This is a genomic window from Leptospira noguchii serovar Panama str. CZ214 (assembly GCF_000306255.2).
In the GTDB taxonomy this organism is placed as follows: Bacteria; Spirochaetota; Leptospiria; order Leptospirales; family Leptospiraceae; genus Leptospira; species Leptospira noguchii.
The window spans coordinates 424765-438396 of record NZ_AKWY02000034.1 but is presented as its reverse complement, the minus strand read 5'-3'; the positions used below and the strand labels follow the sequence as shown (position 1 = coordinate 438396).

The window sequence follows — 13632 nt, the reverse complement described above, 5'->3', positions numbered from 1 at the left end:
TTATTCTTACTCTTCTTCGAAATTTTTATTTCTGTATTTTTTATCGACCGATTTTGTTTTTCTAAGTACTCTCAATTTTGCCGAACGAGAAGCGGGATTCTCATTGATTTCTTCTTCAGAAGGAAGAATCGGTTTTTTAGTAATCAGTTCAAAGTCGTTTTGTTTCGCATAATCTCTAAAAGAATTTTTAACGATTCTATCTTCGAGAGAATGAAACGAAATCACTTGTATTACTCCTCCAAAACGCAAAAGATTCAAAAGAGAACCGAGTCCCTTTTCAATATGAGCCAGCTCCTGATTGACTTCAATCCGAAGCGCTTGAAAAATTCGAGTCGCTGGATGTCTTCCAGGCGGCCAAAATTTTCGGGGAATTATTTTAGAAATCAGATTTGCAAGTTCGGAAGTAGTTGAAATTGAATTTTGTTTTCTAGTTTCTATAATTACTTCTGCGATTTTCTTTGACCATCTCTCCTCTCCATACTTGTAAAATATATTCATCAATCTGTCTTTAGGGTATGTATTTAAAATCTCTTCTGCACTCTGTCCACTATTTGGATTGAGTCTCATATCCAAAGGTTCCGATTCTCGAAAACTAAAACCTCTTCCTGAATGAAAAAGATGAAATGTGGAAATTCCAAGATCCAATAAGATTCCCTGAGGAGTTTGATCAATTCCATAGGAGTTAAGAAGATTTTGATCGATCTCTGAAAAGTTTGTCTGGATCGAAATGATCCTTTCTGAAAAATCAGAAAGTCTTGCAAGAGCTCTCGAAAGCATAATCGGATCTCTGTCACAGAGTAGAATTTTAGATTTCGGAAATTCTTTTAAAAATAAAAAACTATGTCCTCCTTCTCCTGCAGTTCCATCTAAAAATAATACAGGATCTTCTTTTTGAAAATTCTCTTTAAAAATTTGAAGAATCTCTTTTGCTTGAACTGAATAATGAACTGGTTCCAAGTTAGTTCCATTCTTTTCTAAAGTGATGATCCTGCAAGGAGATTCGGATTGATTAAAATTGTAGTTTACGGTCAAATCTGTAGAAATTCTCAAAAATTGAATTTGACCGGTTGTTTTGTGTGAGTTCCCACATTTTAGAATCTACTCAATTTTCTCGTTCTTGAAAGTTAAAAGTATGAGTTCCCACATTTTTAAAGTACTACTCAATTTCTCGTTTTTGAAAGTTAAAAGTATGAGTTCCCACATTTTTAAAGTACTACTCAATTTCTCGTTTTTGAAAGTTAAAAGTATGAGTTCCCACATTTTTAAAGTACTACTCAATTTCTCGTTTTTGAAAGTTAAAAGTATGAGTTCCCACATTTTTAAAGTACTACTCAATTTCTCGTTTTTGAAAGTTAAAAGTATGAGTTCCCACATTTTATCTTTTTCCGTAAATCGAACTTATATGCTAAATTGATTACGAAACCGCATAAGAGTTTTTAAAAATCTATTCAAGTTTTACAAACACTCGCTAATCTTTTGACACAAAAGAAGATTTAAATAATTTAGTGTGTATGGAAGATTCAAATTCTACACAATGGGACGAACCTAGGAAAAATCTTTTTTCTATTCACAAACTGGATTATGCGAGAGGAAAAAGACCAGATGTAGATTGTATTCTTTGCGGAATTTGTAGAAAAGATCCGGAAGTCCCTAATCTTACCGTCGCAGAAGCCGATCTTACGATCGTTTCGGTGAATCTTTATCCTTATAACCCTGGACATCTAATCGTTTTTCCAAAACGTCATATTCTTTCCTACGAAGAACTAACCAAAGAAGAAGCGATAGAAATTCACGAAGGAACTGTAAAAGCGATTTCAATTTTAAAAAAACTTTGGAACGTTCAGGGTTTCAACTTAGGTTATAATCTAGGTAAAAATTCGGGAGGTTCAATTCCTCATATTCATGAACATATTGTACCTAGATTCCCAAATGAAGCTGGATTTTTAGACGTATTAGCAAATTCAAGAATTGTAATTTACGAACCTTATGAAATGCAAAAGGAATGGATCCGAATCTGGAAAGAATTTTCATAGAAACTCTTTGAAAATTTTTTAACCATCAATAAATTGAATTATAGAAAAAATAAAAGCAGGATTCAGTAGTATAATCAGAATCAACATTTTAAATAAAGATAAAGTATTTTTGAAATTGCCTTTAATAGATTTAGGGCTTGTCCCAAAACCTCAAAGAATTTTATACGATAATTCTTTAGAAATTTTTAATAAAATGCAGTAGCTCCACAAACTAGGTTACATTTGGCAATTTGCGAACTTTCAAGCAGTTCTAATTTCGTTAAATTTTCGTTGTAGTTCCCACATTGGACGGTTTTAGAACAAACTCTTAGATGGAAAAAATTTACTCATCAGAGCTGCTGAAAAATTCCATAGTTCAAATAACAAAACTGCTTCAATCAATCGTTTTCATAAAACTGAAGGAGAATTAACTTTTCAACAACTCTATTTCTATAAAATTGAATACCTCAATATTTACTACAAAATTACGTTTAATATGAGTTAGGTGTAATCAATACGAAAGCGAGGTAACTCAGCGGAACTAGCTTCTCGAACTCAATACATCGCTTCTTGAATGCGAGGCATTCGCTCAGATTCCTCTGCAGTGCGCTCGACAGATCGCGTTTATGTATAACAAATTGAAATGTAAAACGATCTATCTACATAATGTTTCTTTCATACAATTGATTGACTGAAGCTGAAAGCACGGTCCGGTAACGCACGCCCAGATTTTCTTACGCTGAATTCATATTCTTAAAGTGTTAGATTAGATGCTTTATTATGTAATTCTGAGTAAAATTAGACCACAGGTTTTTTCTGATAGACCGTGTGTCCTAAAAATTTATAACTTTCTGAAATTCCAAATAAAGTTTCAGAATGCCCGATTATAAGCAATCCTCGATCTTTTAAAACGGCTTCAAAATTTTCGAATATTTTTTTTTGAGTCGGTTTATCGAAGTAAATAATTACATTTCTACAAAACACGCAGTCCATCTTTTCAGGAATTGGATAAGGAGTTTCCAAAAGATTTGCCTTTCGAAAATCGATCAGATTTTTAAGTTGCGGTTTTGCGTGATATGTCAATTCCCCTCTTTCTGGATCTTTATGTTTAACAAAGTATTTATTTTTGAGTTTATCGTCCACGGGCTGCAGACGATCCTCTTTATAAATTCCTTCCTTGGCGGTATTGATCACATTTGTATCTATATCGGATGCATAAATTTTAATGTCCCATCCCGGTTTGAATGCAAAGTATTCTAGACATGTAATTGCAATTGTGTAGGGTTCTTCTCCCGTTGAACACGCGCTAGACCAAATTCTGAGAATTTTCTTTCCATTTTTTGCAGCCTTCTCTTCTAACGAAGGAAAAAAAGTATCTCTTAAAAATTCGAAATGATGATTTTCTCGAAAAAAATCTGTTTTATTAGTAGTGATCCGATTGATGAGTTCGGTAAGTTCGCTATTAAAAAATCCGTGATCGGCCCTGAGTTTTCCTATATATTCAGAAACGTTTTTTAAACCGAAATGTTTCGCTCTTCCGTTGAGCCTGGATTGAACCATGATCTTTTTATGATCCGCAAGAAAGATCCCAGTTTCCTTGTACATAAGGGATTTGACGAATTGAAATTCCTCGTCCGAAATTGTAGTTATTCCGAATTGGTTTTCTGTCATATTCTGAAATGGTTTATAAAAAACCGAATCCTCTGTCAAGAGTTACAAATTTAGGTTTTCAAAATATGAATTAAAAAATCGTTTTGCAACTTTTCTCAATTTTAATTCTTATCGTTTCAAATCCATAAAACTTTCTGGTTGAAAACCGTTGATAAAATGAGACGGTATAAAAAATGGAATTCAAACGTTACGTTTTTTGAAACTTTTTATGGAACCTTTTGAAAGAAACGAACAAGAAGACGAAAACGATTTTTCGGCTCGCTGGGAAACGACGGACCCAATGTTACTTTCTATCGTAAAATCGTTTTTAGACTCGAGGGAAATTCATTATTTTGTAGTCGGAGAAGAGTTGTTTTTTTTAGAAGGAGCCGCCGTTCCAGCGGCCAATCACTGTGCAATTCTATATTTGGCAAATTCAGATTATCCAATTTTATTGGAGTTTTTAGAAAGAGAAAACTGTTGAAGATTGGAATCGTTAAACACCTAAATGCAAGACCATTAACTTGGGGATTTGAAAAAAATAAGAAACACGAAATTGTCCCGGAAAATCCCGCCATTTTAAAAGACTATCTATTAAACGGAGCCATTAATTTTGGATTGATTTCTTCGATCGAATGTATTCGAAACGATCAAGTCTTAAATACGTATTACAGCACCGGGGTCTGCGCTCGAAAAAAGGTGAGATCCATTCTCTTTTTTAAAAATAAAAGAGAAAACTTTCCTCCTAAACAAATTCTAACAGACAACGGATCTAAAACGAGTGTAGCCCTAGTCCGAGTTTTGATTTATGAAGAAAGTGGTTTGGTCCCAGACATAGAGCCTACTGATTCAAAACTGATCCAGGAAAAAATTTCAAATGGAATCGGCTCACACATGTTATTTGGAGACAACGCTCTTTTGGCAAAATGGAATCCAGAATTTTACGAGGTCAAGGACTTAGCTCAGTGGTGGAACGAACTCACAGGGCTTGGTTTTATATTTGCTCTTTGGGCGAGTAAAAAATCCTTAAAATTAGACGATTCTATCTTCATTCAATCTTTAGAATATGGAATTTCTCATATAGAAGAAATTATCTCTTATGAATCCAGGCTTTCTTCCACCTTAGTTCGGGAATATCTTACAAAAGAACTTCATTATAAAATTACGGAAGAAGATCAAAAAGGATTTTTACTTTTTGGCGAGAAATGTAGCCAATTAAACCTTTTATAAAAACTGGATTTAGTATTTTTTGAAAAATTAATTTTGAAACGATTGATCATCAGATAAATCGATTTTACAGAAACTTTTTTGTATTTAATGTGAATTCGCGTAAGAAATGCGTTTTTCTAAAAAAAATTTTATATCTGAACTTTGTAAATCGATTCCTAAAATGTGGGAACTATCACGATTTTACGAACAAATTCTAAAAATGTAGGAACTCATACTTTTAAAAAATTCTTTTTATGCCGAATTCTATGGTTTAAGTTTTATCTCCAAACTTGAAAAAATCATCTTGAACTGTTGTAGTTCCTACAAATTAAGTCTTTCGGAGCAATTTATAAACTTTTGAAGAATATTAAAAATTGTATGAGTTCTTACATTTTGAAGAACGAAAGCATCTCGTTTACACAGCCGTCAAAAAACAGTAAGGTTATGAAAAAACTGGATCGAACAATGACCATCCTAAATTTCAAAAGCCTTTATCACAAATAACAAAAAGATTTTGTTTATTAGAAATAAAAAATATACTAAATTATATAACGTTAAAAAGGAATTAATAAATTACAGTAATTCTATAATCCCAAGAATTATTTCCTGTTTTTTCGATTGTTTCCGTAAGAGGCAAACGATAACTGAGTTTTCCTAAATTTACATCCCCTCGATTGGATCTACAAATAGAAGCTATTGGAAAATTGACCTTAAATAAAATAGAACTTGTACGTAGTAAACGAAGAGTTTCCGAATAAATCTTTTTTTCTCCATCTCTCTTGAGAGTTTCAGGTGAACGACTAATCATAGGAATTTCCCTTTTAACATAAAGAGTATTTCCTTTTTTACGAACCTGAACCTTTCCAAGCATAGCGTCTTCGATTTGGGAAAGATCTTGAAATTCCACCTTATAGTAAACCTTCGCTTTTTCTCGAAATAAACTCGGGTCTGTTTCGGGAATTACGATTTTTTGATACGTATAATCCTTTAATGAAATATTTCTAGAAAAAAAACCTTTATTCAATCTTCCTAAAATTTCATCCTTTTGAGTGGGAAGGAATTTGATAAGAGATTCATCCGAATTTCTACGGGTAGGAACCACATAAGAAACCTCTAATGTTCCTGAAAAATCGTGATTGATAGTGAGTGTTTCCTCGTAATCAAAACAATTGGAAAGGATTAAAATCGTTACAAAAACAAAGAGCTTAAAAATTCGGCCTGAAAAATGGCTCATAGATCAAATCTGAAATGTAAAATGATTCCGTCAACGAAAAGAGGTTTTCTGTTTTTCCTTTCCGAACCGTCCATTCAAGTTTCTAAAACTTCAGAAAAGAAATTGTAAATCTACCTAACTATTTTAAAGAACTTGTAAATTTAAGAAAAATAGCGTAAGTATGCAATAGAGTTGTTGAAAAATTCCATAGTTAAAATTAACAAAACTGCTTCAATCGACCATTTCCATAAAACAAAATCTAAGCGCGATTCATTTTTCAACAACTCTAATCTTATTATATAGAATTTAGCAGTAACAAACTTGAAAGTTTTACCATGAAATCTGAATTTGTGGTAGTTTCTACAAATTCAGTCACATTACGAATCTTTAAACATTCGTTTTTGTGATTTAGTTTTCGTATGAATTCCTACATTTTATTTTTACAGAAAAATCAGGTTTTATAACACAAATCGTCTACATTGAACTTACGTTAATTAGATTCAGTACAAAACGTTAGGTATTCTGCTAATGGTTCTTGAATAAAATTTTAAAAACTCATACCTAAACCAATCATTACATTGGTAGCCATCACCAAAAAAATTTAGAAAAAAAACTTTCTTTGATCTTTGTCATCAATCCAGGTTGGTCTCGAAGCCCATGTTTTTTCAAAAAAGATTCCACATATTGAAATACGTCGTCTTCCGCGCGATCACCCATTACAAGGCAAGCGTGACCATAATCGTCAGTGGCCCCATTTGCTTTTGAAATCACCCTAAATTCTTTTTTCTTTGAACTTGAATTTTCATAGACGGATCGAACGGATTCTGGAGTTGCAATCACGTCCTTTTCGCCGGCGATAAACAAAGAAGGTATGGAAATTTTTTTCTGGAGTTGAACGTAATCATAAAACCCATTGAGAGAATGCATCTGTTTCGTCTCTATCCAACGCATAAACTGTTCCGTAACCCCGTCTGAAACATTCTCAATTGCGTTTTTCATAATTTTCTTAATTGTCTTGGAAGAAGTTGTCTTAGGGTTATATATAATTTCGTCAATCGGCGTATAAAGTTCTCCGGCCAATGGTGCGAGAATAGAAGCCCCGAATTTAAGATCTAACATTTTTCTCGCACGTGGAAATCTGGAAAGCATTCCTATTAGAGTAATTCCGATATGATTTAGGTTTCCGGGTCCGCCTAACGACACAAAGGCGGCAATATCTTCTACATCTTTTTTATGTTCGGATATACAAAAATGAGAATATAAGATCATCGCCCCCATAGAATGGCCTACGTATGAAATTCTATCGGAACCGGTGATTTGTTTCACCTTCTCAATCATAGCCGGAACATCGTATTTTACAATGTCGTCAAACGTGAAATCCTCGTAACGCGTAGGACTCTCATGATAAGATCTTCCACAACCTCGAAGAGAAACCGCAAACACGTCATATCCCCTAAGTTTCAAATAATAAGGCAGAGAATGCCTTCGATCCAGATCCACCACAAACTTATTAGCGGCAATTCCATGAACTACCAACACAGGTGCTAATTGAGAATTCGGTTGAATAGGAATGTGTCTGTGAAGAGCTAAATTCCATCCGTCCTTGGTTTTAGCAAAATGAACTTCGTCTGCAATGTCTTCTTGTCCGTATAATTTTCCGATCCAATTTAAAAGAAGAGGATGGATCAAAAGTATTAAAATCAAAACGCCTGTAAAAATAAAAGCGAGAGTAGAAGCAAACAACGCAAACAATAATAGAATTAAAAACGTAGTCGCCAAGTAGAACGGACTTCTACGATTCTTGAGAATTGCGATCACAGAATTAAAAATATTGTAAATTCTGAAATGTCAAGAAATAGAAGCTGCTTGCCCGAAAAATCCTGGAAAAGATTCTGGTAAAGGATTCTTCATGTCTAAAACACCAGAATACAAACTCTATAAATCACCCAACGGATGGTATTCTATGGTAATCCCAGCGCATTGGGTTCATATGGTCATCGAAGGAATTCCAGCATTTTTCGAGGAAAACGGAAGTGGTGCCCTTCAAGTTTACGCATTTGAAAACAAATCAGAAGATTACGATCTCAGAGAAGAATTAGAAAGATATTTAAAAACTCATGAGATCGATTTTGACGAAGATAAAATCGCAGCGTTTGATAACGAAGAAGGTAGCAAAATTATGGCATGCGAATTTATGAAAGAAGATCGGTTCTGGATGGTATATATGATTGCAAATCGCAAAAGAATGATTCTTCTTACATATAACAGTGATGAAACGCCTCACAATTATTTAGTCAACGAATTGACAACAGTAATCAGCTCCATTCGATTTTCTTAATATTTCTTTATATATTTTTTATTTGCTTTTAAAAATAACGATCTAATTTCAAAAATAAAAACGCCTAATATTTAGGTAAATCATAGAATAAAACCTGTGTTTTTATTACATTCGAAAAATTTCTGATACCACTGTTGATTTTTTTAATGATCCCTATAGATTGAATACTTTTAGTTTTCATTTCAAAATACGGTTTCAAAACAAAATATAAATATTTCAAGCTCTGAATAAAACCAAGTATTCTACAACATTTATTTTTATGACAACAACTAGATACAAAACGAATTTTTAATATTCTATTCACTTATCGAAAACTTAATAAGAAATGGACTTGTTCAAATAGGCAAGAAATGGTTGTAATATTTTATAAGACTGAATCGTATTTTTAATAAAAGACTTTGAAAATAACTCTTCATCCTTGAGTTTCTTTTCAACAATATAACTTGTATATTGAATCCATTCCAGATCGGGATGATCTTTTGAAAATCCTTTCGGAGAGGTTTTTAACTTCATATCCGAAAGTCCACCAAACTCTTTTAAAAATTTTTTGTCTTGAACGACTTTTTTCAAAGAACTAGAATTTTTTAATATATCTTCTCGAACCTTTTTTAACGTGGGAGAGTCAGGCATATATAACCCACCCGCAAGAAAAGACTCTCCCTCCGGTTGAACATGAAGATAAAAAAGAGGCCTTCCTAAATCCTTTCCGACCTCTCCTATGCTTGCGCCAAAATTAATTTTGTAAGGTTCTTTATTTTTAGAAAAACGAACGTCTCTGTAAATTCTAAAAATGCACTTTTTAGGATCCACTCCGGTAAGCGACGGATTTACCTTGGCAAGCCCTATGATCAATTCCGTAATTAAATTTTCAAAATCTTCTTTGGCTTTAACAAACGATTCCTTATTTTTCTCCAGCCAAATTTTATTGTTATTCTTCGCTAACTTTTTAAGAAAATCGAGAGTAGTCAAATGTAACATGAAAAACCTTTCGCATAAGAATGATCGCATATATTTTTACGATCAAGCTAAAAACAAACTGTAAGAATTTTCAGAGACGGCTAATCGGATCCAAATGCGTGTTTAATCGCGGTTTGATAACGTTCCGTGTATAAATTTTCAGACGTAGCTTTTGGATTTCCGACCAAATTCAGTCTTTTACGATTTTCTTTTATTCTTTCATCGTTCAATGGATGTGTGGATAAGAATTTAATCATTCGTTTATCTACGGTTCCACCTTCTTCTTTTTCCTTTTTTTCGATCAAAATGAAAAAGGATTCCAAGGCACCAGGATAGTACTTTGTACTTTTTAAATATTCAAAACTCATAAAGTCCGCTTCCGCCTCTGCAGAACGACTGTTCGCCAAAGTAAGAATTTCCCCACCTACTCTAGAACCTAAATTGATCAAACTCGCAGCGTCCGATCCTAAAAAAATTGTAAGCCCTATATAAATTGTAAAATAAATTCCTAAGGAACTGATGATTTGTTTTATAGAATGTCTTTTTTCGGCGTGTGCAATTTCATGCGCTAATATTGCGGCTAAAGTGGCTTCATCTTGGATGAGTTTTAAAAGCCCAGTATATACAAAAATATAACCTCCCGGAGTACAAACCGCATTGATTGTATCATCGTCGTCTAAAACGGTAATCTTATAAGGAAAATCTTTTTTATATCGAATCTGATCCGATTTGAGAATTTTATCCGCAACCGACTTTATATATTTTTCCAAAGCGGTATTTTTTAAGATGTGCATTCCTTCTTTTCCGTTTTTTGCATTTTCTAAAAACGATTTTCCGATCTGAATGTCCAATTCAATCGGCACTACGGAATCTATAATGGCCCCGCATGCAGAAAACATTAAAAAAAACAATACAATACTAAAACGTCTAAAAACTTTTTTCATCGAGTGCATTTTCTTCAAGAGATCTAAGATTAATAGCAGATTTTTACGTTATTTCTTTTTAAAAGGATCTGTTCCCGCAAATCTTTAAACGGATCCATTTGACATCGATATAAACTCTCAATAAAAGTATGTCAATCCTAAATCGAATCCATATAAGTTTCATAAAAGAAGAAATAAAAATCTAAGATTCCAATTCGAAGAAAAAATGATAATTTCATTTTTTTATCCGTAAAGAATTAGAATTGTTGAAAAATGAATCTACATCAGTTTCCATTTTATGGAAACGGTCGATTGAATCAGTTTTATTGATCTATCTGAACTATGGAATTATTCAACAACTTTATTTTAAAAACTTTAGATCCACATTTTAGCAATAGAAAAGTTTTTGAAATTTTAAATTATGAATTTCCACGACCGCGCACCTTCGTTAATTTCAGTCGGCTTTCAATTCGTATTTTCATTGTTAGTTGAAAAAAAATCCCAAATTTCAAACAGTAAAAAATTGAATATTCTGATTTTAGAAATAACTATCTATCCAGAACTCAAAATAGATTCATAACCACCATACGCGCGTATGTTGATGACCCCGGATGAAAATAAAAGATATTGCCCTTTGATTCCGGTAAGAACGTCTTCGATCACAGGATGTTTTTCAGGAGCCAATGATTGTATTTTTTGTGGATACGACTGAACCGGATAACGGATGTAAGTTGGATTTTCTTGATTGGAAATCGTATAATCCAAGTCAAAATCGAGTCCTTCGATCGTTTTCAAAAACTCTTTCTTTTTAGAAGAGAGATCAATTGGTTCTGGATCTCCAGCAACCATCTTTTGCCAAGTGGTTCGATCCGACAAAACCTTAGAAAGTTCTTTTTCTATAATTCCTGCATCTCTTCTGGAAATAACTTCCACAAGTGGAATTCCCTGGATCGCTCCCTGATCCACCCAACGATTCGACACCGGATTTTCTTTTGTAATTCCCACTTTAATCGCAGAACTATTTGCAAGATAAACCGTATGAGAAATAAAACAATGTGTTTCTCCCCAATCCGGTTCCCTACAAGTTCCCAAATGAAAATGACAAGTATCCGGTCTTAAAATACACAGATCATTCTCAGCCAAAGTCTGAAAACAAGTGAAACAATTTCCCTGATTGAAACTTTTTTTAGTGACCCTTCCGCAAGATACACAACGAATTTTTCCGGTAAATTCTAACCTTACCTTTTTACCTAAATAATTTAGAATATTAGGATTTTCTTGAATATTTGTCTTTTGTTTTTCGGGAGAATCGGAATCGTAAGTCGCAGTAACCCAAATATACGAAACAGGATCAATTCCTTGATGATCCATCATTCGTAGGAAACCAGAAGCGATCGGTTTCATGGAAGTATAATTTCTCTTCCGGAAAGTGGTCTAAACATAGAATCTACCTTTACATCCAAAATTGCCTTTAATTTAGAACCGGACCAATCAAATACTATAATCCGATCTCGAAACTCGTAATGACTCAGTTGCCCATTATTTAGATAAAATGCGCGAAGAGATTCACCCGGATCTTCCTCAGAATTGATTTTTACTACGTTTTTTCCGGAAATTGTTATTCCTGAGTACAATTGAATATTCTTATATACTTTTAGACTAGGATTCAGTGCAAGCGGCACCGGACTCACAGAACGTTTTTCCAGAGGCACCATTTCCGGAAGAGAAACTTCCGGTTCTAATTCAGACGGAAATTGTTGTTTTAAAAGCCCACAAAAAAAAGGGCCTGGAAGTTCCGGAATTGGAACCGTACAACTCCAATCTTCCCACATTTGTTCCCGATCTGCCAGATATTCTTTTCTCAAACTCTGAGCAACTTTTGCATACGTATAATACTTCAATCTTCCGATCAGCTCTCTTAAAGAATACTCTTTCCAATTTTGCGCAAATACGGAAACATTCAAAAATAAGAATATAGTATAAAAGAAAAAGGTTCGTAGTAAAACGTAAAATTGAACTCTAATTTTAGTAGAGATAATACTTTTTAATTTTTTCATTGTATTCTTTCTCGATAGAACTTAAATATTCAGCGTACTGATCGTATTTTTTTCCGGAGTCAATTGCTTTTCGAAACGATTCTGTTCCCCAAAGAAAATCTATATTGTAGGTTCCATCCGGATACGATCTCCATTTAAATTCTTTATAATTTGATTTTAAAGTAACAATCAACTGGAACGCCATTTTCAAAGGATCGTATTTTCGATTTACAACCGTTAGTCGTAACCCTCTACAAATTTCGTTTTTATAAGGACCAAATACCGGCTTAAAAAATACGGTTTGGTAATAATACTCTCCACCGGAATTTTGATTCAATTCTTCTGCTAACTTTTCCGGTTCCGTCATCCAAGGCGCTCCAAAATATACGAAAGGTGCGGTCGTACCTCTACCTACAGAAACATTCACTCCTTCTAACAAAACAAGCCCCAAATAATTGATCGCAGAATCCACAGTTGGTAAATTAGGAGAAGGTGTAGTCCAAGGAATTCCTTCTCTGTCCCAATCGAAAGATCGTTTTGCGTTTTTAGGAGATATTATTTCTAAACGAACCTTTTTATCTAAATATTCTGAGTTATAATAAACCGCCGACTCTCCCAAGGTCAAACCTCCGAAAAAAAGAGAAGGAAATTCTCCCGCAAAATTTAAGAAACGTTTATCAATCATTTCCCCTCTTCCTTTTAAATAAAGAGCGGGATTTACGTGATCCAAAACGATCAGTCTCGTATTTGTAGGATCTGGAATTCCGTCCATAATTCTTTTTAAGACAGTTAGATAAGTATAACATCTCATCCCCATATCTTGCACGTCGAAAAGGATCGCGTCAGCCCCTTTTAAAATCGTAGGTAGTTCCGCATTTTTGACTCGATAGATATGATAGATTGGAAGGTTAAAAAATTCATCTACGGTAACTGGGGATTTACTAAAGTCCTCTTCTAATCCTAAAAACCCGTGTTCTAATCCGATCAGGTGTTTGATTTTTACGTCGTGTTTTTTAAATTCTCGTAAAATCATTTCGGGACTTCTTCCGATTCCGGATGGATTTGTAATTAGAATCACATTTTTTCCGGAAAGTCCGGGAAGAACGTTAGAATAAAATTCGATTTCGGAAGGAATGAGTTTTGAGTCTGAGATATGCTTACGAAAACTTTTTTCCGCACAAGCAATCGTTGGTAGAAATAGAAAAAAAATAACTGAGAGAAAGAATTTTTTCTTTATTTTTGTATTGAGCATCCGAGAATTCCTATTTTGTTTAAAAAAATCCCTCAAACCTAT

The 13632-nt window shown here is 33.7% G+C and carries 13 protein-coding genes; 4 read left to right on the top strand and 9 right to left on the bottom strand.

Annotation, left to right across the window (positions count from 1 at the left end):
* Positions 1-6: 6 nt before the first annotated feature.
* The gene (gene rsmH / locus LEP1GSC059_RS19340) at positions 7-957 is read right to left on the bottom strand and encodes a 16S rRNA (cytosine(1402)-N(4))-methyltransferase RsmH (protein WP_036026382.1); all 951 of its coding nucleotides are present in this window, start codon (positions 955-957) and stop codon (positions 7-9) included.
* Between the two features lie 554 nt (positions 958-1511).
* Between rsmH and LEP1GSC059_RS19330 the strand changes: the two genes are divergently transcribed.
* Positions 1512-2033 (top strand): HIT family protein, encoded by a 522-nt coding sequence (locus tag LEP1GSC059_RS19330; RefSeq protein WP_002178396.1) that lies wholly within the window; start codon positions 1512-1514, stop codon positions 2031-2033.
* 777 nt (positions 2034-2810) lie between these two features.
* On the opposite strand, the gene LEP1GSC059_RS19325 is transcribed toward LEP1GSC059_RS19330, so the two are convergent.
* Positions 2811-3683: a CheR family methyltransferase gene (locus LEP1GSC059_RS19325; RefSeq protein WP_002178362.1), complete on the bottom strand. Its 873-nt coding sequence runs from the start codon at positions 3681-3683 to the stop codon at positions 2811-2813.
* A gap of 208 nt (positions 3684-3891) precedes the next feature.
* Here LEP1GSC059_RS19325 and LEP1GSC059_RS19320 point away from each other — a divergent pair, with 208 nt between their 5' ends.
* Positions 3892-4146: a hypothetical protein gene (locus tag LEP1GSC059_RS19320; protein ID WP_036057935.1), complete on the top strand. Its 255-nt coding sequence runs from the start codon at positions 3892-3894 to the stop codon at positions 4144-4146.
* Complete coding sequence (locus LEP1GSC059_RS19315) at positions 4143-4892, top strand: menaquinone biosynthetic enzyme MqnA/MqnD family protein (RefSeq protein ID WP_017214844.1); 750 nt, start codon at positions 4143-4145, stop codon at positions 4890-4892. Before LEP1GSC059_RS19320 ends, LEP1GSC059_RS19315 begins: the two co-directional genes overlap by 4 nt.
* A gap of 544 nt (positions 4893-5436) precedes the next feature.
* Here LEP1GSC059_RS19315 and LEP1GSC059_RS19310 read toward each other — a convergent pair.
* Positions 5437-6105: an LIC11874 family lipoprotein gene (locus LEP1GSC059_RS19310; protein WP_002154691.1), complete on the bottom strand. Its 669-nt coding sequence runs from the start codon at positions 6103-6105 to the stop codon at positions 5437-5439.
* A 567-nt stretch (positions 6106-6672) separates the two neighbouring features.
* Positions 6673-7902 (bottom strand): alpha/beta fold hydrolase, encoded by a 1230-nt coding sequence (locus LEP1GSC059_RS19305; RefSeq protein WP_017214842.1) that lies wholly within the window; start codon positions 7900-7902, stop codon positions 6673-6675.
* Between the two features lie 91 nt (positions 7903-7993).
* Between LEP1GSC059_RS19305 and LEP1GSC059_RS19300 the strand changes: the two genes are divergently transcribed.
* Positions 7994-8422, top strand: a complete 429-nt coding sequence (locus tag LEP1GSC059_RS19300) for a hypothetical protein (RefSeq protein WP_002178402.1) — start codon at positions 7994-7996, stop codon at positions 8420-8422.
* A gap of 315 nt (positions 8423-8737) precedes the next feature.
* Here the strand turns inward: LEP1GSC059_RS19300 and LEP1GSC059_RS19295 are convergent, their stop codons facing one another.
* The 5 genes from LEP1GSC059_RS19295 to LEP1GSC059_RS19275 form a co-directional block, all read right to left on the bottom strand.
* A complete protein-coding gene (locus LEP1GSC059_RS19295; RefSeq protein WP_002178421.1) occupies positions 8738-9400 on the bottom strand; it encodes a DUF2461 domain-containing protein in 663 nt (220 codons plus the stop codon).
* Positions 9401-9480: 80 nt separating this feature from the next.
* Entirely contained in the window at positions 9481-10323 is an 843-nt protein-coding gene (locus tag LEP1GSC059_RS19290; RefSeq protein ID WP_017214841.1) for a M48 family metalloprotease, read from the bottom strand.
* A gap of 531 nt (positions 10324-10854) precedes the next feature.
* Positions 10855-11706, bottom strand: coding sequence for a DUF2797 domain-containing protein (locus tag LEP1GSC059_RS19285; protein WP_002178332.1), 852 nt, complete (start codon positions 11704-11706; stop codon positions 10855-10857).
* On the bottom strand, positions 11703-12359 hold the full coding sequence (locus tag LEP1GSC059_RS19280; protein ID WP_017214840.1) for an LIC_11883 family protein: 657 nt from the start codon (positions 12357-12359) through the stop codon (positions 11703-11705). Before LEP1GSC059_RS19280 ends, LEP1GSC059_RS19285 begins: the two co-directional genes overlap by 4 nt.
* The gene (locus tag LEP1GSC059_RS19275; protein ID WP_002178415.1) at positions 12328-13590 is read right to left on the bottom strand and encodes an exo-beta-N-acetylmuramidase NamZ family protein; all 1263 of its coding nucleotides are present in this window, start codon (positions 13588-13590) and stop codon (positions 12328-12330) included. Before LEP1GSC059_RS19275 ends, LEP1GSC059_RS19280 begins: the two co-directional genes overlap by 32 nt.
* Positions 13591-13632 lie beyond the last annotated feature (42 nt).